The organism is Diaphorobacter aerolatus, assembly GCF_014489535.1.
Classification (GTDB): Bacteria; Pseudomonadota; Gammaproteobacteria; order Burkholderiales; family Burkholderiaceae_C; genus Diaphorobacter_A; species Diaphorobacter_A aerolatus.
Window position 1 is genome coordinate 1,507,923 of record NZ_CP060783.1, and the last position, 23,695, is coordinate 1,531,617.

The 23,695-nt window shown below is 61.6% G+C and carries 21 protein-coding genes and 3 pseudogenes; 10 read left to right on the top strand and 14 right to left on the bottom strand.

Features of this window, described 5'->3' with window-relative positions; all coding sequences use genetic code 11:
- Positions 1 to 41: 41 nt before the first annotated feature.
- Both clpB and moaE read right to left on the bottom strand, forming a co-directional pair.
- Positions 42 to 2,683 (bottom strand): annotated as a pseudogene (gene clpB, locus H9K75_RS07000) (ATP-dependent chaperone ClpB).
- Positions 2,684 to 2,929: 246 nt separating this feature from the next.
- The gene (gene moaE / locus H9K75_RS07005; protein WP_187725224.1) at positions 2,930 to 3,421 is read right to left on the bottom strand and encodes a molybdopterin synthase catalytic subunit MoaE; all 492 of its coding nucleotides are present in this window, start codon (positions 3,419 to 3,421) and stop codon (positions 2,930 to 2,932) included.
- A 105-nt stretch (positions 3,422 to 3,526) separates the two neighbouring features.
- Between moaE and H9K75_RS07010 the strand changes: the two genes are divergently transcribed.
- From H9K75_RS07010 to dapA, 3 genes and pseudogenes are all read left to right on the top strand, one after another.
- Positions 3,527 to 3,781, top strand: coding sequence for a hypothetical protein (locus tag H9K75_RS07010; protein ID WP_187725225.1), 255 nt, complete (start codon positions 3,527 to 3,529; stop codon positions 3,779 to 3,781).
- Between the two features lie 14 nt (positions 3,782 to 3,795).
- A pseudogene (locus tag H9K75_RS07015) lies at positions 3,796 to 4,124 on the top strand (hypothetical protein).
- Between the two features lie 357 nt (positions 4,125 to 4,481).
- On the top strand, positions 4,482 to 5,405 hold the full coding sequence (dapA, locus tag H9K75_RS07020) for a 4-hydroxy-tetrahydrodipicolinate synthase (RefSeq protein WP_187725226.1): 924 nt from the start codon (positions 4,482 to 4,484) through the stop codon (positions 5,403 to 5,405).
- A 1-nt stretch (position 5,406) separates the two neighbouring features.
- Here dapA and H9K75_RS07025 read toward each other — a convergent pair whose 3' ends face one another.
- The 7 genes from H9K75_RS07025 to H9K75_RS07055 all read right to left on the bottom strand — a co-directional run bounded on the left by H9K75_RS07025 (position 5,407) and on the right by H9K75_RS07055 (position 12,118).
- A complete protein-coding gene (locus H9K75_RS07025; protein WP_187725227.1) occupies positions 5,407 to 5,718 on the bottom strand; it encodes a recombinase family protein in 312 nt (103 codons plus the stop codon).
- 1 nt (position 5,719) lies between these two features.
- Entirely contained in the window at positions 5,720 to 5,998 is a 279-nt protein-coding gene (moaD, locus tag H9K75_RS07030) for a molybdopterin converting factor subunit 1 (RefSeq protein ID WP_187725228.1), read from the bottom strand.
- Positions 5,995 to 7,221 (bottom strand): molybdopterin molybdotransferase MoeA, encoded by a 1,227-nt coding sequence (locus H9K75_RS07035; RefSeq protein WP_187725949.1) that lies wholly within the window; start codon positions 7,219 to 7,221, stop codon positions 5,995 to 5,997. The genes moaD and H9K75_RS07035 overlap by 4 nt, the downstream gene beginning before the upstream one ends.
- A 23-nt stretch (positions 7,222 to 7,244) precedes the next feature.
- A complete protein-coding gene (gene mobB, locus H9K75_RS07040) occupies positions 7,245 to 7,835 on the bottom strand; it encodes a molybdopterin-guanine dinucleotide biosynthesis protein B (protein ID WP_187725229.1) in 591 nt (196 codons plus the stop codon).
- A gap of 105 nt (positions 7,836 to 7,940) precedes the next feature.
- Positions 7,941 to 9,371 (bottom strand): threonine synthase, encoded by a 1,431-nt coding sequence (gene thrC / locus H9K75_RS07045; protein ID WP_187725230.1) that lies wholly within the window; start codon positions 9,369 to 9,371, stop codon positions 7,941 to 7,943.
- A 12-nt stretch (positions 9,372 to 9,383) separates the two neighbouring features.
- On the bottom strand, positions 9,384 to 10,718 hold the full coding sequence (locus H9K75_RS07050; RefSeq protein ID WP_187725231.1) for a homoserine dehydrogenase: 1,335 nt from the start codon (positions 10,716 to 10,718) through the stop codon (positions 9,384 to 9,386).
- A gap of 86 nt (positions 10,719 to 10,804) precedes the next feature.
- A complete protein-coding gene (locus H9K75_RS07055; protein ID WP_226858590.1) occupies positions 10,805 to 12,118 on the bottom strand; it encodes a pyridoxal phosphate-dependent aminotransferase in 1,314 nt (437 codons plus the stop codon).
- A gap of 155 nt (positions 12,119 to 12,273) precedes the next feature.
- On the opposite strand from H9K75_RS07055, the gene H9K75_RS07060 reads away from it, so the two are divergent.
- The 5 genes and pseudogenes from H9K75_RS07060 to putP all read left to right on the top strand — a co-directional run bounded on the left by H9K75_RS07060 (position 12,274) and on the right by putP (position 17,415).
- On the top strand, positions 12,274 to 12,651 hold the full coding sequence (locus H9K75_RS07060) for an Mth938-like domain-containing protein (protein ID WP_187725232.1): 378 nt from the start codon (positions 12,274 to 12,276) through the stop codon (positions 12,649 to 12,651).
- Between the two features lie 150 nt (positions 12,652 to 12,801).
- Positions 12,802 to 13,290, top strand: a complete 489-nt coding sequence (locus H9K75_RS07065) for a peroxiredoxin (protein ID WP_187725233.1) — start codon at positions 12,802 to 12,804, stop codon at positions 13,288 to 13,290.
- A 188-nt stretch (positions 13,291 to 13,478) separates the two neighbouring features.
- Positions 13,479 to 15,255, top strand: a pseudogene (locus tag H9K75_RS07070) (PhoH family protein).
- 3 nt (positions 15,256 to 15,258) lie between these two features.
- Entirely contained in the window at positions 15,259 to 15,672 is a 414-nt protein-coding gene (locus tag H9K75_RS07075; protein WP_187725234.1) for a hypothetical protein, read from the top strand.
- 240 nt (positions 15,673 to 15,912) lie between these two features.
- On the top strand, positions 15,913 to 17,415 hold the full coding sequence (putP, locus tag H9K75_RS07080) for a sodium/proline symporter PutP (protein WP_187725235.1): 1,503 nt from the start codon (positions 15,913 to 15,915) through the stop codon (positions 17,413 to 17,415).
- 95 nt (positions 17,416 to 17,510) lie between these two features.
- Here the strand turns inward: putP and dnaB are convergent, their stop codons facing one another.
- The 5 genes from dnaB to rpsF form a co-directional block, all read right to left on the bottom strand.
- The gene (gene dnaB, locus H9K75_RS07085) at positions 17,511 to 18,926 is read right to left on the bottom strand and encodes a replicative DNA helicase (protein ID WP_187725236.1); all 1,416 of its coding nucleotides are present in this window, start codon (positions 18,924 to 18,926) and stop codon (positions 17,511 to 17,513) included.
- Between the two features lie 382 nt (positions 18,927 to 19,308).
- Positions 19,309 to 19,761: a 50S ribosomal protein L9 gene (gene rplI, locus H9K75_RS07090; RefSeq protein WP_187725237.1), complete on the bottom strand. Its 453-nt coding sequence runs from the start codon at positions 19,759 to 19,761 to the stop codon at positions 19,309 to 19,311.
- Between the two features lie 11 nt (positions 19,762 to 19,772).
- Positions 19,773 to 20,054, bottom strand: coding sequence for a 30S ribosomal protein S18 (rpsR, locus tag H9K75_RS07095; protein ID WP_166069388.1), 282 nt, complete (start codon positions 20,052 to 20,054; stop codon positions 19,773 to 19,775).
- 18 nt (positions 20,055 to 20,072) lie between these two features.
- Positions 20,073 to 20,345: a primosomal replication protein N gene (gene priB / locus H9K75_RS07100; RefSeq protein ID WP_404826434.1), complete on the bottom strand. Its 273-nt coding sequence runs from the start codon at positions 20,343 to 20,345 to the stop codon at positions 20,073 to 20,075.
- A gap of 60 nt (positions 20,346 to 20,405) precedes the next feature.
- Complete coding sequence (rpsF, locus tag H9K75_RS07105) at positions 20,406 to 20,786, bottom strand: 30S ribosomal protein S6 (protein ID WP_187725239.1); 381 nt, start codon at positions 20,784 to 20,786, stop codon at positions 20,406 to 20,408.
- Positions 20,787 to 21,039: 253 nt separating this feature from the next.
- On the opposite strand from rpsF, the gene grpE reads away from it, so the two are divergent.
- Positions 21,040 to 21,600, top strand: coding sequence for a nucleotide exchange factor GrpE (gene grpE, locus H9K75_RS07110; protein WP_187725240.1), 561 nt, complete (start codon positions 21,040 to 21,042; stop codon positions 21,598 to 21,600).
- A 129-nt stretch (positions 21,601 to 21,729) separates the two neighbouring features.
- Positions 21,730 to 23,667, top strand: a complete 1,938-nt coding sequence (gene dnaK, locus H9K75_RS07115) for a molecular chaperone DnaK (RefSeq protein WP_187725241.1) — start codon at positions 21,730 to 21,732, stop codon at positions 23,665 to 23,667.
- The last annotated feature ends 28 nt before the right edge of the window (positions 23,668 to 23,695 follow it).

The following is a 23,695-nucleotide window of genomic DNA, read 5'->3' on the forward strand; positions in this document are numbered from 1 at the left end:
TTCCTTTCTAACCCTGGGGCTCGCACCCGTTCGTTCCCATATTACCGGTGCGAGCCACTCATTGCAGCATCAAGCCCTTCGCGGGCTCTGCCGAATTCAAATACCCCTGGGTCCTTCACAGGATCCACGGAAACCGGAATCACGCTCTTGGGCGGATATTTGCCCTCCAGCAACAGCTTGGACAACGGATTCTCGATACGTTGCTGGATCGCGCGCTTGAGCGGGCGAGCACCAAACACCGGATCGAAACCCACCTTGGCCAATTCTTCCATCGCAGCAGGCGAAACCTCAAGATGCAGGTCCATCTTCTCGAGACGCGCCTCGAGCAGCTTGAGCTGGATGCGCGCAATCGATTCGATATTCCTGGCGTCAAGCGCGTGGAACACGACGGTTTCGTCGATGCGATTGAGGAATTCGGGTCGGAAATTGTTTTTAAGTTCCCCCAGACCGCTTCCTTGATGTCTTCCGAACTCTGGCCGACCATGCTCTGGATGAGATGCGAGCCGATATTGCTCGTCATGACGATCACCGTGTTCTTGAAATCCACGGTACGGCCCTGGCCGTCGGTCAGGCGACCATCGTCGAGCACCTGCAGCAGCACGTTGAACACGTCGGGGTGCGCTTTCTCGACCTCATCGAGCAGCACCACGCTGTAAGGCTTGCGGCGAACCGCCTCGGTCAGATAGCCGCCTTCCTCGTAGCCTACGTAGCCCGGAGGCGCGCCGATCAGCCGAGCCACGGAATGCTTTTCCATGAACTCGCTCATGTCGATGCGGATCAGGTGGTCCTGGCTGTCGAACAGGAAACCGGCGAGCGCCTTGCACAGCTCGGTCTTGCCGACGCCGGTCGGGCCGAGGAACAGAAAGCTGCCCAGCGGCCGGTTGGGGTCCGAAAGACCCGAACGCGAGCGGCGAATGGCGTTCGCCACGGCCGAGATCGCCTCATCCTGACCGACCACGCGCTCATGCAGCTTGGCCTCCATGTGCAGCAGCTTGTCCTTCTCGCCCTGCATCATCTTGGAGACCGGGATGCCGGTCGCGCGGCTCACCACCTCGGCGATTTCCTCGGCGCCCACCTGGGTGCGCAGCAAACGGTTCTTCTTGCCTGCAACGCCTTCGGCCTGCGCCTCGTTGTTCTCGGCGGCCTTGAGTTCGCGCTCAAGTTCGGGCAGCTTGCCGTATTGCAGTTCGGCCACCTTGTTGAAGTCGCCCTTGCGCTTGAACTCGTCGATCTGGATGCGAATGGTGTCGAGTTCCTTGCGGATCTGCTCCGAGCCTTGCGCTGCGGCCTTTTCGGCCTTCCACACTTCCTCGAGATCGGCGTATTCGCGTTCGAGCATGCCGAGATCGCTCTCGATCAGCGTGAGTCGCCGTTGCGAAGCCTCGTCCTTTTCCTTCTTCATCGCCTCGCGCTCGATCTTCAACTGGATCATGCGGCGTTCGAGCTTGTCCATTTCCTCGGGCTTGGAGTCGATCTCGATCTTCACCTTGGCTGCCGCCTCGTCGATCAGATCGATCGCCTTGTCGGGCAGGAAACGGTCGGTGATGTAGCGATGGCTCAGCTCGGCAGCGGCGACGATGGCCGGGTCGGTGATGTCCACGCCGTGGTGCGCCTCGTAGCGCACCTGGAGGCCGCGCAAGATCGCAATCGTGTCTTCGACCGATGGCTCTTCCACAAGCACCTTCTGGAAGCGCCGCTCAAGCGCCGCATCCTTCTCGATGTACTTGCGGTATTCATCGAGCGTGGTCGCGCCGATGCAATGCAGCTCGCCGCGCGCGAGTGCGGGCTTGAGCATGTTGCCCGCGTCCATCGCGCCCTCGGCCTTGCCGGCGCCCACCATGGTGTGGATTTCGTCGATGAAGAGAATGATGCGGCCTTCCTGCTTGGCCACGTCGTTGAGCACGGCCTTCAGGCGCTCCTCGAACTCGCCGCGATATTTGGCACCGGCCAGCAGGCCCGCCATGTCGAGCACCAGCACGCTCTTGTCCTTGAGCGACTCGGGCACCTCACCAGCCACGATGCGCTGCGCAAGACCTTCCACAATGGCGGTCTTGCCCACACCGGGCTCGCCGATGAGCACCGGATTGTTCTTGCTGCGGCGTTGCAGCACCTGGATCGCGCGGCGGATTTCATCGTCGCGCCCGATCACCGGATCGAGCTTGCCGCTGCGGGCGCGCTCGGTCAGGTCGAGCGTGTATTTCTTGAGCGCCTCGCGCTGGCTCTCGCCTTCTGCACTGTCCATCGTCTGTCCTCCGCGTACGGCGTCAATGGCCGCTTCCACACTTTTACGGGTCAATCCATTTTGCTTGGCCAGCTCGGAAGCCTTGGAGCCGCTGTCGGCGAGCGCCAGCAAAAACAGCTCGCTCGCGATGAACTGGTCACCGCGCTTGATGGCTTCCTTTTCCGTTGCCTGCAACAGCTTGTTGAGATCGGGGCCGATCTGCACTTGCTGATCCTGGCCCTGCACCTGCGGGAGCTGCTTGACGGCGTTTTCGGCGGCCGTGGTGAGCGCGGCCACATTCACGCCAGCGCGTTGCAGCAGCGACCTTGGGCCGTCGGGCTGGCGCAGCATCGCGACCAGCAGATGCAGCGGGTCGATGTAGGGGTTGTCGTTGCCCAGCGCCAGTGATTGTGCGTCTGCGAGGGCTTCCTGAAATTTGGTGGTCAGTTTGTCAATTCGCATGGTGTTTTATGTGTGCTGCTCCGAAAAGGAGCGATTGCGGAATATCTGATATCCAGGAGGGGGATTTTCAAGAGCTTTTGCGTGCAATTGTCTCAATTTCGCCCACAAACACCTCCAGCCCGCCCGGAAGCGGCATGAAGTCCCCGCGAGTCATGCAGGATTTTTGCGCGACCGCCGCGCGTGCAGCGTAGGAGCAATCCGCTTGTGCCGTTCACCGGAGGCTGCAATCCACCGCGCGCAACCGGCTCAGGCAGCAGCAGGCGGATGCGACCAGCGCGCGAGGGCCTGTTCATCGCTCACGCGCGCATCGACCCAGCGCGCGCCTTGCAGTGTCTGCTCCTTCTTCCAGAACGGCGCGAGCGATTTCAGATAGTCCATGATGTATTCACAGCCTTGAAACGACATGCCGCGATGCGCCGACGTGACCGCCACCAGCACGATCTGATCCATCGGCGCGAGCAGGCCCACGCGGTGAATCACGCGCACCCCATGCAAGCCAAAGCGCTCGACCGCCTGATCGATGATGGTCTCGATCGATTTTTCAGTCATGCCCGGATAGTGCTCAAGCTCCATGCTCGCCACCGGGTCGCCCTCATTGCGATCACGCACGGTCCCGACAAACGTGCAGACCGCGCCCACGCGAGCGTCACCGGCGCGCAGCGTGGCGACCTCTGCCGAAAGATCGAAATCCTCGGTCTGAACCGAGACACGGGGCGCGCGATGGGTCGAGTCAGTCATGCGTTCATTGTCGCAGTTGTGCGCTGGCGGCCGCCAGCCATGACCCCGCCCCGCGCTAACCTGAACACTCGCGTTAGCATCGGTGATTCATTCGAATTGCAAGCCATGGCCACTCACACCATCAACACCGACGAGTACATGCTCTACCCGTCGCCGCAGAACCAGCACCGCGTGGTGTTCGAGCATCAGGCGTTCGTCCCTTATCCCTACGCGCTGATTCACCTGCCGGATTTCAAGTTCGTGGGCCGGGTGTCGCTGTTTGCCGCGCACCGCCGCGCGGACAACAAGATGGGGCAACTCGTGAGCTGCGAGTTGCCCGAGGATCTCGCGCGCTTCGAGCGTCTGTTCCGACCCGACTGAGCAAGGCACGCAGCATGGACGAAACCTCGCAGATCCAGCCCCGCCGAGTTTCGTGGAGATCCACGCCAGCAAAAACGGCAAGCTGCTGCTGCCCAAGATCGAGCTGGTTGAACGCTACGAGTTGTGCGAAGACCTGGCGAGCCACCTGATCGAGCAGGCCCAGTTGCTCTATCACGGCGGCAATGCGTCCGAGGAAGGCGTGTTGCTGGGCATGCACGCAGGGCTTGCGGCCGAGGGCTCCGTGGTCAGTCCCAACGAAGCGCGCTGGATCACCATGCGCATGGCCGAACTGCTCAACTGGCATGCCCCGCAACTTCCAGACAACACTTCACACGACGGTTGAGCGCCTCTGCCTTTTGCTTGCTACACTCGCCGCCATGCCTTCCCGCTTTGCCGCCGACCCTGTTCCCAGCGCCCACGCCTTGTGCGTGATGCGCAGTGCCGACATGGCCTCTGCCAGCAAAGCCAAAAAACCCAAGCTCGTCTGACCGGAGCCGAGGTTCCGTCCAGATGAGCGACGGAACCGGCCAGGCAGCCTCTCTTTCTTCTTCTTTTCTCTCTCCCCTGTTTTCGTACTGACCGGCATCTCGCCGGCAGCTGCCAGGCCCCACCGTCATGCATTTGGCCGGTGGCAAGGGGGCGCGCCGTTTTCGTCGCTCCCCCGACCCGGTCTTTCAATCCACTTCTGAAAGATCCAGCCATGCCTTCATCCCATCAAAGCCAGCCATCAACGACCGACTTCTCGGGTCTGTGGATACCACTGGTCACTCCATTTCGCGACGACGCCGTGGACCACGACGCCCTGCACGCGCTCGCGGTGCGCATGCGGCAGGCGGGTATCGCGGGCTTTTGCGCGTGCGGCTCGACCGGTGAAGCCGCCGCGCTTTCCCACGACGAAGAGGACGCCGTGCTCAGCACCATTCTCGATGCGGCGGGCGGCTTGCCGGTGATGATGGGTGCGGCCGATTGCCATCTCGGCCGCATGCTCGAACGCGTGCAGCAACTCAATTCGCGGGCACTCGCCGCGCTGCTGGTGCCCGCGCCCACCTATATTCGCCCGTCGCAGGAGGGGCTGATGCACTGGTTCACCCGCATCGCGGACGCGAGCGCCCACCCCATCGTCATCTACGACATTCCCTACCGCACCGGGGCGACGCTCGAACTCGCGACACTGCGCGCGCTCGCGCGCCACCCGAACATCGTTGCGATCAAGGATTGTGGCGGCGACGCGGCCAAGACGCAGAGGCTGATCGACGAAGGCGCATTGCAGGTGCTGGCCGGTGAAGACGTGCAGATCTTCACGAGCCTTGCGCTCGGTGCGCGGGGTGCCATCGCGGCCAGCGCCCATGCGCACACGGATCATTTTGTTGCGCTGCTGCGGTTGCTCTCCACCGGCCAGCTCGGCGCCGCCCGCGCGCTCTGGGCCCCGCTCCAGCAGCACATCCGCGCGAGCTTCGCCGAACCCAATCCCGCGCCGATCAAGGGCTGGCTTGCGCGTCAGGGATGGATGACCGCCGAGCTGCGCGCACCGATGACACCGGCATCCAGCGCGGTCGTCGATCAGCTTTGTGCGATCCAGTTGCCTCAACGACCGCGCGATGCGCAAGGGCACGAAAGCGACTGAATCAGCTGGGGGCGCGCAGCCTCAGCAGCATGCGCTGCACCTGGCCATGCGTCCAGGCTCCACCGCGCGCGGCGGGAATGCCGCGTTCGTTGAGCACCTCGGCCATCCTGCGATGCGTGAGCCCTTCGGCCATCAGTTCGGCAAACACGGCCCGATGCTGAACGGCGAACGCGTCCGCATCGGCCTTGCGCTTTTCGACCGTCGCGCGAATGTTGTCGGCGCCCGCGGTGCCCAGCTTCACGCCGCGTGCCTTGGCTTCGGACAGTGCCTTGCGCGTGCGCGAACTGATGGTTTCGTCAGCGGCGTCGGACATCTCAGCCGCCCGTGACCGGAGGAAAGAATGCGACTTCATCACCGCTGTGGATCACCGCGTCGGCCTTGCACATCACCTGGTTGAGCGCCGTGCGCACCGCCCGGCCCGAAGCCAGTGCGGCGGCGGCGGACTCGCCTCGCGTGCGGATCAGTTCCTCGCGCAACGCGCCCACGGTCGCCGCTCCGGTTTCGATGCGCTCGCTGCCGGTGCCCATGGCCTCACGGATCGATGCAAAGTAGAGGACGCTGATCTGATGGCGCACGGTGGTTTCCTGGTTCATTGCAGTAGCTCCGAAAACGGGATGTAGCGAACCGCGTCGCCCTTTTTTATCATCGTCATCGCAGGATTGTCGACCAGTCCGTCACCCCAAACGGCGGAGGTGAGCACGCCCGAACTCTGGTTGCGAAACAGCTCAAGCGTGCCCTGCGGTGTCTGGCGCACGCGCAGGAATTCACGGCGTGCATCGGGCTTGTTGATCTCGAATCCGGCAGTCGCGTTGAGCGCACGCGGCGCCACATCCTGCACACCCTGAAGGCGCAGGATGAAAGGCCGCACCAGCATCAGAAACGTCGTGAAACTGGACACCGGATTGCCCGGCAGGCCCATGAAATATGCGCTACCGCGACCATCGCCGCCGCGATGCACCTTGCCGAAAGCGAAAGGCTTGCCCGGCTTCATCGCAATCTTCCAGAGACCGAGTTCACCGAGTTGCTCGACGGCGGGCCGCACATGGTCTTCTTCGCCCACCGACACACCGGCGCTCGAAAGAATCAGATCGCTGTTCGCGGCAGCCTCGCTCATGACCCGCAGCGTGGCGTCGCGGTCGTCCGGAACAATGCCGCAATCGTGCACCTCGCAGCCTAGCCGCACGAGCAAGGCGCGCAGGAAGAACCGGTTGCTGTTGTAGATCGATCCCGGCGGCATGTCCGCAGGTGCGACGTCGCCCGGCATGACCAGTTCATCGCCCGTGGAAAACAAGGCCACGCGCGGGCGACGAGCCACCTGCAAGCGACCGAGACCAATGCTCGCGGCCAGGCCCAACGCGGCCGGAGTCAGGCGCGTGCCCGCCGCAAGAATCGTCGCGCCGCGCGCGATGTCCTCGCCCGCGCGGCGCACCCATTGCGCAGGCCTTGGCACCACGTTGATGCGCACAGCGCCGCCATCCACCGTTTCGGTGTCTTCCTGCATCACGATGGCGTCAGCGCCCTCGGGCACGGGCGCGCCGGTGAAAATGCGCGCGGCCGTTTGTGCCGCCAGCGCGGTGCCGACCTGACCCGCCGCAATGCGCTGGCTCACGGGCAGCACGACGCCCGCTTGCTGCACATCGGCACCACGCACGGCATATCCATCCATCGCGGAATTGTCGAGCGGCGGCACCTGCAGATCGGACACCGCATCCGCCCAAAGCACGCGGCCATCGGCGTCGAACGTGTCCACCGTGTCGGGTGCGTCCAGCCGCGTGGCCACGGGCAGCACGGCGGCCAGGGCATCGTCGAGTGACATGAGATTCGGCGGGGTGTGCGGCTTCAACGTGAAGACTCCTTGCTGTGTCGTTGTTGTTGCTGTGTGCTGCGATCCGGATGACCGGCGTAGGCGAAACGTCCGGCATGGGCCTGCATCCAGTCAACGATTGTGGCCGGATCGTTGAGATCGAGCATCGTCAGCGGGCCGTTCAGGCGCAGACGATCCGCATCGTCGGTGGCAACGGCGACGACCGCCGCGTCTTCCAGGCAACGCAGGGTGCGCGGCTTTTCATGGGCCTGTGGCTCCCGCCAGATCTCGATCTTGGGCAGATCGCTGGTTTTGAATCCCTCGACGATCGCCCAGTCCACCGATGGATCCAGCTCGGCGAGCATGTCGTGCACCGACAACTCGGGGCATGCCTGCTCGAATTCGCGCATCAGGGCCAGTCGCTGATCGGACACCACGAGCACCTCGAACGCGCCCGCCTGACGATGCCGCCAACTGTCCTTGCCCGGCAGATCCACGTCGAACCCGTGATGCGCGTGCTTGACCACCGAGACGCGCTCGCCGCGTTCGCGCAGCAGGCGAATCACCTGCTCGAGCACGGTGGTTTTGCCAGCGCCTGAATAGCCTGCGAAACCAATGGCCTTCATATTCCCACCCGTTCCATCTGACCAAAAAACAACCGGCGCATACCGCGAGGCATACGCCGGTTCGATTGTGACTGCAAAAAAATCACTGAGGTATGAAGCGGTGTATCAGCGGCAATGCTGCGCGATGAAATCCTTGACCTTCTGTACGTCCGCAGCCATCACAACCACCCGCTTGGGCAGCGCCTCGATGCCGTCAAACTTCGCAGGCCGATCGGGTTCACGGCCCAGCGCTTCCTCGATGGTGGCGGCAAACTTGATCGGCAGTGCGGTTTCGAGAACGATCATCGGCACACCGGGCGCGAGGTTCTCACGCGCAACCTTCACGCCGTCGGCGGTGTGGGTGTCGATCATGTCGCCGAAGCGCTCGTAGCTGTCCTTGATGGTGGCGACACGGTCCGCGTGCGTGCTCTTGCCGCTCACGAAACCATACTTGCCCGCTGCGTCCTTGAAGGCCGGATCGGCGCTCAGGTCGAACTGGCCTTGCTTGCCAATGCCTTCGCCAAACAACTGGGCCAGCCGCGCGGCGTCGCGCCCCACCAGATCGAACACGAAGCGCTCGAAATTGCTGGCCTTTGAAATGTCCATCGACGGGCTCGACGTCTCGTACGTGTGGGCCGCGCCGCGCACCTTGTAGACACCCGTGCGGAAGAACTCGTCAAGCACGTCGTTCTCGTTGGTGGCCACCACCAGCCGGGAAATCGGCAGACCCATCTGGCGTGCGACATGGCCCGCGCAGATGTTGCCGAAGTTGCCGCTAGGCACGGTGAAGCTCACCTTCTCGGCATTGCTCTTCGTCGCCTGCAGATAGCCCGCAAAGTAGTACACGACCTGCGCGAGCAGCCGTGCCCAGTTGATCGAATTGACGGTGCCGATCTTGTAACGCGCCTTGAACGCGTGATCGTTCGAGACGGCCTTGACGATGTCCTGGCAATCATCGAACACGCCCTCGATGGCAATGTTGTGAATGTTCTCGTCCTGCAGGCTGAACATCTGCGCCTGCTGAAACGGGCTCATGCGGCCCTCAGGGCTCGTCATGAAGACGCGCACGCCGTGCTTGCCGCGCATCGCGTATTCGGCCGCGCTGCCGGTGTCGCCGCTGGTTGCGCCGAGGATGTTGAGTTCTTCGCCACGGCGCGCGAGTTCGTACTCGAACAGATTGCCCAGCAACTGCATCGCCATGTCCTTGAATGCGAGCGTCGGACCGTTGGACAGCGCCTCGATCAACAGACCGTCTTCACCGAGCTTGCGTACCGGCACGATGGCGTCGGTGCCGAAGATGTCCCGGGTATAGGTCTTCGCGCACAGCGCCTTCAGGTCTGCGGCAGGAATATCGTCGATGTAGAGCGAGAGGATTTCGTAGGCCAGCGCGGCGTAACCCTGCCTGGCGTAGACCTCGCGCAGTTGCGTGAGCCTCGCATCATCGACTTGCGGATAGCTCTCGGGCAGATACAGGCCGCCATCGGGAGCGAGGCCCGCGAGCAGGATGTCGCAAAAACGCTTGCGATCAGCGTGACCACGGGTCGAGAGATACAACATGACAGCAGTGCCTCAGTTCAGTTCTTCCTTGCGGATGCGGTTGATCGGGGCCAGCACGGTCGGCAGGCCCTGAATCTCGGCGAGCGCGCGGTCCATGTCGCCTTCACGCGTGTCATGCGTGAGGATGATGAGGTCGGTCTGCGTGGAGCCTTCGCCGCCCACTTCGTCGGCCTCGCGCTGCAGCACGGCGTCGATGCTGATGCCTGCGTTCGCGAGGATACCGGTGATCTTGGCGAGCACACCGGCCTCATCGGAGACGCGAATGCGCAGGTAGTAGCTGGTGACGACGTCGGCCATCGGCAGCACCGGCAGCTCGCCACCGGCAGCCACGAGCGAGCTCGACTGGAAGGCCAGAGGCGGCACGCGGTGCGCCGGATCGGCTTCGTGCAGACGCGCGATGTCGACCAGATCGGAGATCACGGCAGAGGCCGTCGGCTCCGAGCCCGCGCCCTTGCCGTAGTACAGCGTGGTGCCGACCGCATCGCCATTCACGACGACGGCGTTCATCGCGCCCTCCACATTGGCGATCAGGCGCTTGGCCGGCACGAGCGACGGATGCACGCGCAGCTCGATGCCCTTGTCGGTGCGCTTGGTGATGCCCAGCAGCTTGATGCGGTAGCCCAGTTGCTCGGCATATTTGATGTCGGCAGCCGCCAGCTTGGTGATGCCTTCCACGTATGCCTTGTCGAACTGCACGGGAATGCCGAACGCAATCGCGCTCATCAGCGTGGCCTTGTGCGCGGCGTCCACGCCTTCGATGTCGAAGGTCGGGTCGGCTTCGGCGTAGCCCAGGCGCTGGGCCTCCTTGAGTACCACGTCGAAATCGAGCCCCTTGTCACGCATCTCGGACAGGATGAAATTGGTCGTGCCGTTGATGATGCCCGCCACCCACTGGATCTGGTTGGCGGTCAGGCCTTCGCGCAATGCCTTGATGATCGGAATGCCACCGGCCACGGCCGCTTCGTAGGCCACGATCACGCCCTTCTCGGCAGCGGCCTTGAAGATCTCCGTGCCGTGCACCGCGAGTAGCGCCTTGTTGGCAGTGACCACGTGCTTGCCTGCGGCGATGGCTTCGAGCACCAGCGCCTTGGCGATGCCGTAGCCCCCGATCAACTCGACCACGACGTCGATGTCGGGATTGGCGAGCACTTCGCGTGCATCGCCGACCACCTTGACCTCATTGCCCACGAGGGACTTGGCGCGCGCCGTATCCAGATCGGCGACCATGGCAATCTCAATGCCACGACCCGCGCGGCGGCGGATCTCATCCTGATTGCGTGCCAGCACATTGAAAGTGCCGCTGCCCACGGTGCCAATGCCCAGAAGGCCTACCTGGATCGGTTTCATATACGAGAGTTTTCAGTCGGTCAAAAAACGGCGCGCTTCGCCCCGTGGGGCACGCGCAGGAGAAAAAGAACGGGAGGCAATGCGGATCAGGCCGCATGCTCCCTGGAAGCCTTCGGCTTCTTGGCATCGGTTGCGGTCTCGCCGGTGTTCGCGGCGCTCACGTTGCGCGGCTTGTCCGTGCCGTGGCGCTGACGGTATTTTTGCAAAAACTTGGCAAGACGCGCGATGGCCTCGCGCAGGTCGGCCTCGTGCGGCAGGAACACGATGCGGAAGTGATCGGGCCTGGGCCAGTTGAAACCCGTGCCCTGCACCAGCATGACCTTGGTTTCCTGCAATACCTCGAGAAAGAATTCCTGATCGTCCTCGATCGGATAGACCTCGGGGTCAAGGCGCGGAAACATGTAGAGCGCGCCCTGCGGCTTCACGCACGAGACGCCGGGAATCGCGTTGATCAGCTCCCACGCCATGTCGCGTTGCTTGCGCAGGCGACCGCCTTCGCAGATCAGGTCGTTGATGCTCTGGTAGCCGCCGAGCGCGGTTTGCACGGCCCATTGGCCGGGCACGTTCGCGCACAGGCGCATGTTGGAGAGCATGTTCAGGCCCTCGATGTAGTCCTTGGCGGCCTTCTTGTCGCCCGAGACCACCATCCAGCCGGCGCGGTAGCCGCAACTGCGATAGGCCTTGGAGAGCGAGTTGAAGGTCAGCGTGAGAACGTCCTGTGACAGGCTGGCAAGCGGCGTGTGCGTGGCATCGTCGTACAGCACCTTGTCATAGACCTCGTCGGCAAAGATCACGAGGCCGTGCTCGCGTGCCAGCGCCACGATCTCTTCGAGCAGTTCCCGGCTGTAGAGCGCGCCGGTGGGGTTGTTGGGGTTGATGACCACAATGCCCTTGGTGTGGGGCGTGATCTTCTTGCGGATGTCCGCCATGTTGGGCATCCAGCCGCGCTCCTCATCGCACATGTAGTGCACGGGCGTGCCGCCGGACAGGCTGGTGGCCGCAGTCCACAGCGGATAGTCGGGCGCCGGCAGCAGCAGTTCGTCGCCGTTGTCGAGCAGCGCGTTGGTGGCCAGGCTGATCAACTCGGACGCGCCATTGCCCAGATAGATGTCATCGAGCGTCACACCGGCAATGCCCTGCTTCTGGGTTTCGTGCATGACCGCCTTGCGCGCGGCAAAAATGCCCTTGCTGTCGGAATAGCCAGCCGAAGTCGGCAAATTGCGGATCATGTCCTGCTGGATTTCCTCGGGCGCATCGAAACCGAACACCGCCAGATTGCCGATGTTGAGTTTGATGATCTTCTGGCCGTCTTCCTCCATTTTCTTCGCCGCGTCCATGATCGGCCCGCGGATGTCATAGCAGACGTTGGCTAACTTGGCAGATTTGAGGACGGGTTTCATGGCTTGAAATAAAGGCTGTAAATGCATCAGGACGGGGAAACATCCTGACGAAACCTATAATTTAAGCACAGTTCCCCCTGTACCACGCCGCATATCCCGTTTGTGTCGCCCATCCATGGCGCATCCGTCGCGGCAACCTGATCGTGAGTGTCCCCATGAAACTGCATGCCGACCGCTTTGACGTCCAGACCATCAGCGGCTACGGCCCGGGCTGGATTGCCATCGACAAGGAAGAATTCACCCACAGCCTGATCGTGGGTTCACGCGGCGAGCGCATCGAGTGGAATTGCGCGAGCTTCGAAGACCTCACGGCCGCGCATTTCGCGCAGCTTGCCAACCTCGACGCCGAAGTGGTGATTTTTGGCAGCGGCAAAAAAAATCGCTTTCCACCCGCAGCATGGCTCGCGCCACTGATGGAAAAACGGATCGGACTCGAATCGATGAGCACCCAGGCCGCGTGCCGCACCTACAACATTCTCGCGGGCGAAGGCCGCAACGTCGTGGCCGCGTTGCTGCTGGAAAAAGATGAATAGGGAACGGGTATCGCCGGGAAATGGCGATAGCTGGCAAAAATGAGGGAATCAGGGTAAAATCATGGGTTGTCGTCGGGGGACTTTCCCACAAAAGCAATAAACACCAAATGCTCCCGACTTTTCAACGACTACATTGAGAGATTGAGTGCCATGGCGATCGTTGTCAACAAACCCCTTCCTGAATTTGAAGCCAACGCGACTGGCGGAGTCAAGGTATCCAACGCCTCGCATCTGGGTCAAATTCTGGTTCTGTATTTTTATCCCAAGGACAATACGCCCGGTTGTACCACGGAAGCAATGCAATTCCGCGATAAGTACAAAGAATTTGTGAAGGCCGGTGCCGCAGTGTTCGGCGTGTCGCGCGACAACATGAAGTCTCACGACGACTTCAAGGAAAAGCTGGAACTGCCGTTCGAGCTGATCGCAGATACCGAAGAGAAGATGTGCCACATGTTTGGCGTGGTCAAGAACAAGATCATGTACGGCAAGAAGGTCAAGGGCATCGAGCGCTCGACCTTCCTCGTCGGCCCCGACGGCCTGCTGATGCAGGAGTGGCGCGGCCTGAAGGTTCCCGGCCATGTGGACGATGTGCTCAAGGCCGTCAAGACCATCAAGGTGCAGGACAAGAAAGCGGCCTGAAAACCCGCCTCTGTGTCAAAGCATCACAGCGAGTGTGCATAATGGATCAATGCCTTTGATTTTCAGCAACGCGCACTCCAGATTCGAAAGCCGCCCGGGTTTCCAGGCGGCTTTTTGCTTTTGAAGTTTCCTGAGTTCCCTCTGAGTTCCCTTACTGAATTCCTCTAGCTAGCGAGGCTTTTTGCACCATGCCCCTGCCACCCGCACCGACCAAGCGCGCCGCGCTGCTCTCCCCGGAAGCCTTCCGCCAAGGCGCCTCGAGCGCGCATGATTCAGATTCCACCGCAGACTCCGTTGTTGCCGAGCGTTCCGACGCACCGGAAGTGACCCGATCCAACGCAGCTTTGGCGACAGCATCCGGCAAACGCCAGAAAACCGCCCGCGCCGCCACCACGACGAAGTCCCCTGCTGGTGCCACTGCCAGGACGCAGACGCCCCCACCACGGCAAGGACCGCGCCTGCACGCGAGACCACAGTGAGCGCTCCGGTTGCCGCCCGCGCACGGGAAGTGCCTGCCTCAGTGGCCAGAGTCGGCACCGCGAACAAGGGCAAGACACGCCAGGCGCGCAGCAATGGCCCCAAGAAGCTGTTCGTGCTCGACACGAATGTGCTGCTGCACGATCCGACCAGCCTGTTCCGCTTCGAGGAACACGACATCTTCCTGCCGATGATCGTGCTCGAAGAGCTCGATGGCCACAAAAAGGGCATGACGGAGGTGGCGCGCAACGGCCGCCAGGTCAGCCGCACACTCGATGCGTTGGCCGCGGCTGATGGCGAGGACATCGCGCTCGGTCTGCAACTGAACGCCACAGGCCAGAAGGCGGCCAACGGCAAGCTGTATTTCCAGACCTCGCCGCTCGATTACACGCTGCCCTCGAGCCTGCCGCAGGGCAAGGCGGACAACCAGATTCTGGGTGTGGTCGCGGCGCTGCGTCAGCAGTTCGCTCCGCGCGACGTGGTGCTGGTGTCCAAGGACATCAACATGCGCGTGAAGGCGCGTGCGCTGGGCCTGGATGCCGAGGACTACCAGAACGACAAGACCCTGGAGGACGGCGATCTGCTGTACTCCGGCGTGTTGGCGCTGCCAACCGACTTCTGGGCCAAGGCCGGCAAGAACGTCGAAAGCTGGCAAAGCGGTGCACACAACTTCTACCGCGTGACGAGCCCGCTGGTCTCGCAGATGATGATCAACCAGTTCGTGTTCTTCGAGGCGCCGGGCGAGCCGAGCCTCTACGCGCGGGTTACGGAAATCCGGGAGAAGACCGCGGTTTTGCAGACGCTCAAGGACTACGGCTCACAGAAGAACGCCGTCTGGGGCGTGAACACGCGCAATCGCGAGCAGAACTTCGCGATGAACCTGCTCATGGATCCGGAAGTCGACTTTGTCACGCTCACCGGCACCGCCGGTACCGGCAAGACGCTGATGGCGCTGGCCGCCGGTCTCACGCAGGTGCTTGACGAGCGCCGCTATACCGAAATCATCATGACGCGCGCCACAGTGAGCGTTGGTGAAGACATCGGTTTCCTGCCCGGCACCGAGGAGGAAAAGATGGGTCCGTGGATGGGCGCGCTTGATGACAACCTCGAGTTTCTTGCCAAGGGCGATGGCGGCAATCCCGGCGAATGGGGTCGCGCCGCCACCAATGAGCTGATCCGCAGCCGCATCAAGATCAAGAGCATGAACTTCATGCGCGGTCGCACCTTCCTCAACAAGTACGTGATCATCGATGAGGCCCAGAACCTGACGCCCAAGCAGATGAAGACGCTGATCACCCGCGCCGGGCCGGGCACCAAGATCATCTGCATGGGCAATCTTGCGCAGATCGACACGCCCTACCTCACCGAAGGCTCATCGGGCCTGACCTATGCGGTCGACAGGTTCAAGGGCTGGCCCATAGCGGTCACATCACGCTGGCTCGCGGTGAGCGCTCGCGCCTGGCCGATTTCGCGAGCGAGGTGCTGTAAGACATGGCGATTCCGTGGCTTACCGCGCTCAAGCTCGTTCCATGGGGCGACGTGATCGACGCCGCACCGCAGGTCATCAAGGCGGCCAAGGGACTGGTCAAGAAGAAGGATGCGCAACAGGCCGAGGCCGCCGCCGAAGCGGCCTCGACCGCGGGGCGACTGCCTGCGTCCTCTTCTTCTTCCGAACTCGCCCTGCAGCAAGTGAAGGCGCTCGAGACGCGCGTGCATCTGATGGAGCAATCGCAGCGCCAATCGCTTGAGATCATCGAGAAACTGGCCGAGCAGAATGCCCAGCTGGTGACGACCGTGGACGCGCTTCGCGTAGGCGCCCAACGGCTTGTCTGGGCATGTTCGGCGCTCGGCGCGGCCCTTGTGGGCGTGGTCATCTATCTGGTCGTCAACGCCTCACGTACCTGAGCCGCAGAGCCCACCGAGGCTGCAGCGCCCAAGTGGGCGCCGCAGCCTTTTTCTTTGGCGCTGACGCGCGAACACGGGCTGGTTTCATTACGAAATACAATCAAACACCAAGGGTAAACCCTCGTAGCAATTGAAGCTCAATAAGCCACATTGCATGCTTCAAAAACGCAATTCGCACCTGAATCGAGCGTGCAGCGCGTTAGAAACGCAATAAACAACTACGTAAATCGAGGAACCTGCATGCAGTTTCAATGGAATGATCCCACCGCCATCATGTTCGTCATCTACCTGGTGGCGATGCTCGGCATCGGCTGGCTGGGCTATCTGGGCACCAAGAATCTGTCCGACTACATCCTCGGTGGCCGCAGCCTGGGCAGCTTCGTGACCGCATTGTCGGCGGGTGCATCCGACATGAGCGGCTGGTTGCTCATGGGACTGCCCGGTGCGATCTACCTCACCGGGCTGTCCGAATCGTGGATCGCCATCGGCCTGATCATCGGGGCTTACCTCAACTGGCGCTTCGTCGCCGCGCGCCTGCGCCTGTATACCGAGCGCGCAGGCAACGCGCTCACGCTGCCCGACTACCTCGCCAACCGTTTCGAGGATCGCAGCAACGTGCTGCGCATCGTCACGGCGCTCGTGATCCTGGTGTTCTTCACGCTCTACTGCGCGTCCGGCGTGGTCGCCGGTGCCCGGTTGTTCGAGAACATGTTCGGCATGCCCTATGCCACCGCGCTCTGGGTTGGCGCACTGTGCACCATTGCCTATGTGTTCATCGGCGGCTTTCTCGCCGTGAGCTGGACAGACACGATCCAGGCATCCCTGATGATCACCGCGCTGATTCTCGCTCCGGTGATTGCTTGGTTTGCGGTGCAGGGGCAATTGCAGCCAGGCCAGGACTGGAGCGCCATCGTCCCGCCCGAAAAATTCGACATGTTCCGCAACGCCAGCTTCGTCGGCATCGTCTCGCTGCTGGCATGGGGGCTTGGCTACTTTGGCCAGCCTCACATCCTCGTGCGCTTCATGGCCGCCTCTTCGGTGCAGACCATTCCTTCGGCGCGCCGCATCAGCATGGCGTGGATGATTCTGTGCCTCGCCGGTGCAGTGGCAGTCGGCTTCGTCGGCATTCCTTATTTCGCGAGCCACCCCGAAGGTGCCGCGGCCGTGAACGCCAATGCAGAGACCGTGTTCATGGAAATCTCCAAGCAACTGTTCAACCCCTGGATTGCCGGTGCCTTGCTGGCCGCGATTCTGGCCGCCGTGATGAGCACGCTCTCATGCCAGTTGCTGGTGTGCTCGAGCGCGCTCACGGAGGACATCTACCGCACCTTCCTGCGCAAGAACGCCAGCGAGAAGGAGCTGGTCTGGGTCGGCCGCACGATGGTGCTGCTGATTGCCCTGATTGCCATCGCGATTGCCAGCAACCCCGAATCGAAGGTGCTGGGCATGGTGAGCTACGCGTGGGCCGGTTTTGGCGCGGCGTTCGGTCCGGTGATCATTCTCTCGCTCTTCTGGAACCGCATGACGCGTGGCGGTGCGCTCGCGGGCATCATCGTCGGCGCCGTTACCGTGCTGGTGTGGAAGCACTTCGGCTGGCTGGGTCTGTATGAGATCGTCCCGGGCTTCGTGTTCGCGTGGATCGCCGTGCTGCTTGTGAGCAGGATGAGCGCCGAGCCATCGGCGGAAATGCGGGCGGCACACGAGGCCGCCGAGCGCGAGTTCAAGCAGATTGGCGCGCAGTAGGAGCGGGCAGGAAGGCGTGGAGGGCTGCGTCCATCGCCCTCGCGCGAGCGAACCAGCCACCCGACGTCATGTGGCGGCGGGACGATTCGCTCCGCTCAGTAGTCGTCCCCGGCGCCCATCGCCAGATTCTCGAATCGCGTCTGGTTCTTCTGGAAGAACAGCTTCACCGTCCCTGTCGGTCCGTTACGCTGCTTGCCGATGATCACCTCGGCAATGTTCGGCTCCTTGGAATCCTTGTTGTAGTAGTCGTCGCGGTAGATGAACATGATGATGTCCGCGTCCTGCTCGATGGCTCCGGATTCGCGCAGGTCCGACATCATGGGCCGCTTGTCGGTGCGCTGCTCCACCGAGCGATTGAGCTGCGAGAGCGCGATCACCGGACATTGCAGCTCCTTGGCCAGCATCTTCAGGCCGCGCGAGATTTCGCCCAGCTCAGTCGCGCGATTGTCCGAACTGCTGGCGCCCGAGCCGCTCATCAGTTGCAGGTAGTCGACCACGATCAGGCCGAGCTTGCCGCACTGGCGCGCGAGACGTCGCGCGTTGGCGCGCAGCTCGATCGGCGTCAGGCCCGGTGTTTCGTCGATATGCAGCGACACGGTACGCAGTCGCTCGATGGCCTCGGTCAGGCGCGGCCATTCCTCGTCGTTGAGCTTGCCGGTGCGCAAATTGCCCTGGTTCACGCGGCCAATCGAACCGACGATACGCACGGCCAGCTGGGCCGCGCCCATTTCCATCGAGAAGATGGCCACCGGCAGACCTTCATTGAGCGCCACGTGTTCGGCGATATTCACCGCGAACGAGGTCTTGCCCATCGACGGACGCGCTGCGAGCACCACCATGTCGCCGGCCTGCAGGCCGCTGGTCATGCGATCCAGATCGGCAAACCCCGTGGGAATGCCGGTCACGTCCATCGGGTTGTCGGCCTTCTCCTGAATGTCGTCAAGCAGATCGACCACCAGCGTGCCTAGCGACTGAAAGCCCTGCTTCATCTTCGAGCCCTCTTCGCCAATCGCGAAGATCTTCTGCTCGGCCTCTTCCAGGATGTTCTTGACCGGCTTGCCCATCGGATTGAAGGCATTGGTCGATATCTCGTCGCTGGCGGTCACCAGCTTGCGCAGGATCGAACGCTCACGCACGATCTCCGCATAGCGACGGATGTTGCTCGCGCTCGGCACATATTGCGCGAGCGTGTTCAGGTACATCAGTCCGCCGATTTCCTCGGACTTGCCCAGACTCTGCAACTGCTCGTACACGGTGATCACGTCGGCCGGCTTGCTCCCGTTGACCAGCGTGGCGATGGCCGAAAAGATCAGGCGGTGCTCGTTGCGGTAGAAGTCGCTGTCCACGAGCAAATCACCCACCCGATCCCACGCCATGTTGTCCAGCAACAGACCGCCCAGCACGCTTGACTCGGCCTCCACCGAATGCGGCGGAATACGCAGGCGAGCCACCTCGCGATCCACCGGCTGCGCAGAGTCGTGGACAGGGAAATCAGGCGCTTGAGCGGACATCGGGATCACTACACTTTCAGAAATCGAACAGGCGATGCTAGTGGTTCAGGCGCGGCTTGTCACGGGAAAAGCCTTGGGCGAGATGTGCGGCGACTTGCCCTGTCTCGCAAGCGTACGCCGGAGCGAGCTTCTGAAGCGAAGCGAGCACCCCACCACCCAGCCCCAATGCCAAGACGGCCCCTCAGGCTAGGCGTGTGGCCGCAGACAGTACCGTGGTACGGCAAGGCCTCCGTGGTACGGCAAGGCCTCACAACAACGCATGAGGGCCGTATTGGCACCCCCAAACGACCCACCATCGAAGCCGAAAGGCTTCGCCAAAACCCGAGAAAAACACAAAAGCCGCCCGGAGGCGGCTTTGAATCAATCCAACGGCAAGGTTGAATTAAGCGTGTTCGCCGTAGACGGACACGGTCACGTCCACAACCACATCGGTGTGCAGCGCAACGTTCACGGTATTGTCACCCACCATCTTGATCGGACCATTGGGCATGCGAACTTGCGACTTGGCAACTTCAAAACCCATGCGGCCGAGTTCTTCGGCGATGTCGTGATTGGTCACGGAACCGAACAGACGACCGTCAACGCCGGACTTCTGTGTCAGCTTCACGGTCTGGCCGTTGAGCTTTTCGCCGGAAGCCTGAGCGGCGGCCAGCTTTTCGGCCGCAGCCTTTTCGAGTTCGACGCGCTTGGCTTCGAATTCAGCCTTGTTGGCTTCGGTGGCGCGACGAGCGCGGCCCGAAGGAATCAGGAAGTTGCGCGCGTAGCCGTCTTTGACCTTGACGATTTCGCCGAGGTTACCGAGGTTCACAACCTTGTCGAGCAAAATAACTTGCATTGTCGTGCTCCTTAGATCTTGTGCTGATCGGTGTAGGGCAACATGGCCAGGAAGCGGGCACGCTTGATGGCAGTGTTGAGCTGACGCTGATAAATGGCACGGGTGCCAGTCAGGCGTGCAGGGATGATCTTGCCGTTTTCGGCGATGAAGTCACGCAGGGTGTCGACATCCTTGTAGTCGATTTCTTCGACGCCGGCGACGGTGAAGCGGCAGAAGCGCTTGCGCTTGAACAGCAGCGACTGGGTGTTGCGCTTAGGACGCTTGTCCTTGTTGAATTTCTTGAACGTGGCCATTGGTGAGCCTCTTGAAAATTAATCCTGTTGAATATCCTGGATGTGAAAAACGACGCCTTTGCCATTGCGCGGTGATGCGAGAAAGCCCTGGAAATTCCAGTTGCTTCCCAGCGCCTGACGTGCAAGCCGCTCCGCGAGCGCCCCGAACGCCACCGCCTTGATGACGAGTTTGACTTGCCGTTGTACTCCGGCTTCCTGTTGCTGAGACTCGTGTTCGAGCTTCAGGTCAAGAGCGGGCAATCCGGCGGGCGTGTAGCGCAGCGCTTGAAGCTCCGCAATACAGGCCGTCATGGCTATCTGGTTTTTCACTCCCCCTGGCTGTCTGAAGAACGTTGTGGTCGGTCAGTCGATTTACTGACGCTCGTTCGTAGCCACGACTTCGGCCTGAGTGGCCTTGCGCGCTTCTTCACGTTCCACGGTCTTCATCATCGAGGAAGCGCCGGTGTCGGCCTTCTTCTTCTGGACGGTCAGGTGACGCAGAACGGCGTCGTTGAACTTGAACGCGTGTTCCAGTTCAGCCATCACGGCCTGGTCAGCCTCGATGTTCAGGCACAGGTAGTGAGCCTTGGCAAGCTTGTTGATCAGGTATGCCAGTTGGCGGCGGCCCCAGTCTTCCACGCGATGAACCTGACCACCGCCCTGGGTGATCATGCTCTTGTAGCGCTCGAACATTGCGGGAACCTGCTCGCTTTGATCCGGGTGGATCAACAGGATGATTTCGTAGTGACGCATGCAAACTCCTTTTGGATTGCTTGTTGCAACCACCCGCAGCGTCTGTTGTAGCGGTGTGGCAAGGGAACTCAGCATTATAGCGAGATTCCAGATACTTGACCAGCCTCATCCACCGCCCGATCTAGAATGACCCCGGCGTGGCCCGTCCTCCGCCCGGAATAGGTAAACAAAATCAACCTGATAGCCTGTGGGCTTGAAATCGGCGCTCGCGTCCTCATCTGCGCCTCATCGATTCCATTTCACGACAAAAGACATGTCCGATCCAAAGTACAACCCATTTGCTGAACCTGTCGATCCCATGATGTCCCCCGAGGAAATAGAGGCCGCTCAGGCCGCCAACGAAGCCGACCAGTTCGGCGCGCTTCAGGCCGAAGTGGCTGAACTCAAGGCCAAAAATGCCGAGTTGGCCGACCAGTACCTGCGCGCCAAGGCCGATACCGAGAACATGCGTCGCCGCTCCGAAGAGGAAGTCGCGAAGGCACGCAAATTCGGCATCGAGAGTTTTGCAGAAAGCCTGCTGCCCGTGGCCGACAGCCTGGACGCCGCCCTGGCCATCGAAAACGCCACCGCCGAGCAACTGCGCGAGGGCTCGGACGCCACGCTGCGGCAGCTCAATTCGGCGCTCGAACGCAACAAGGTCATGGTCATCAATCCGCCCGCCGGTACCCGGTTCGACCCGCACCAGCACCAGGGCATCAGCATGGTTCCTTCCGATCAGGAGCCCAACACCATCGTGAGCGTGTTGCAAAAGGGCTACCTGATCGCCGATCGCGTGATGCGCCCCGCTCTGGTGACCGTGGCGGCGCCCCAATAATCGACCGCTATTAAATAAAGAGCAACTCAATAATTTTTAGCTTCGGTCACTTGAAGGTGATCAACTTATCCACAAGTAACTGGTCATCCAAACCAAACACACCAACTTTTCAAAATACGGAGAAACAAAATGGGAAAAATCATCGGCATTGACCTCGGCACGACCAACAGCTGTGTTGCCATCATGGAAGGCAACAACACCCGAGTCATCGAAAATTCTGAAGGCGCGCGCACCACGCCTTCGATCATTGCTTACCTCGAAGACGGTGAGATTCTGGTCGGCGCCTCGGCAAAACGCCAGGCCGTCACCAACCCCAAGAACACGCTGTACGCGATCAAGCGCCTGATCGGTCGCAAGTTCGACGAGAAGGAAGTGCAGAAGGACATCGACCTGATGCCCTTCAAGATCATCAAGGCCGACAACGGTGACGCCTGGGTGCAGGTGCGCGATCAGAAGCTGGCTCCTCCGCAGATCAGCGCCGAAGTGCTGCGCAAGATGAAGAAAACCGCCGAAGACTTCCTCGGCGAGCCCGTGACCGAGGCCGTGATCACGGTTCCTGCGTACTTCAACGATGCTCAGCGTCAGGCCACCAAGGACGCCGGCCGCATTGCCGGTCTGGACGTCAAGCGCATCATCAACGAGCCTACCGCTGCCGCTCTGGCCTTCGGTCTTGACAAGCAGGACAAGGCCGACCGCAAGATCGCCGTGTATGACCTGGGTGGCGGTACGTTCGACGTGTCGATCATCGAGATCGCCGACGTGGACGGTGAAAAGCAGTTCGAAGTGCTCTCGACCAATGGCGACACCTTCCTCGGTGGCGAGGATTTCGACCAGCGCATCATCAACTACATCATCGACGAGTTCAAGAAGGATCAGGGCGTGGACCTGTCCAAGGACGTGCTGGCCCTGCAGCGCCTGAAGGAAGCCGCAGAAAAGGCCAAGATCGAACTCTCGAACTCCGCTCAGACCGACATCAACCTGCCCTACATCACGGCAGACGCGTCCGGCCCGAAGCACCTGAACATCAAGCTGACCCGCGCCAAGCTGGAAAGCCTGGTCGACGACCTGATCGAGCGCACCATCGCTCCTTGCCGCACCGCGATCAAGGATGCCGGCATCAGCGTGTCCGACATCAACGACGTGATTCTGGTCGGCGGCATGTCCCGCATGCCCAAGGTGCAGGAGAAGGTCAAGGAATTCTTCGGCAAGGACCCGCGCAAGGACGTGAACCCTGACGAAGCCGTGGCCGTGGGTGCCGCGATTCAGGGTCAGGTGCTGTCGGGCGACCGCAAGGACGTGCTGCTGCTGGACGTGACTCCGCTGTCTCTGGGTATTGAAACCCTGGGTGGCGTGATGACCAAGATGATCGCCAAGAACACGACGATCCCGACCAAGTTCGCCCAGACCTTCTCGACCGCTGAAGACAACCAGCCGGCCGTGACGATCAAGGTGTTCCAGGGTGAGCGTGAAATCGCCAGCGCCAACAAGGCTCTGGGTGAATTCAATCTTGAGGGCATTCCACCAGCCACCCGTGGCACGCCGCAGATCGAAGTGAGCTTTGACATCGACGCCAACGGTATCCTGCACGTGGGTGCCAAGGACAAGGCCACGGGCAAGGAAAACAAGATCACCATCAAGGCCAACTCGGGCATCTCCGAGGAGGAAATCCAGAAGATGGTGAAGGACGCCGAGCTCAACGCCGCGGACGACAAGAAGAAGCTGGAACTGGTCCAGGCACGCAATCAGGGTGAGGCCGCAGTGCACACCGTGACCAAGAGCCTGTCCGAGCACGGCGACAAGCTGGAAGCCGGTGAGAAGGAAAAGATCGAAGCTGCGGTCAAGGCCCTGGAAGAAGCCCTCAAGGGTGAAGACAAGGCCGACATCGATGCCAAGACCACGGCCCTGATGGAAGCCAGCCAGAAGCTCGGCGAGAAGCTGTACGCCGATCAGGCCGGTGCGGCAGATGCGGCAGCCGCAGGTGGTGCCGGTGCTGGTGCCGCCCAGGGCAGCGCCCCGGCCGATGACAACGTCGTCGATGCCGAGGTCAAGGAAGTCAAGAAAGACTGAGCCGCGCGAGCGTGCTAGTTCCCGCCGC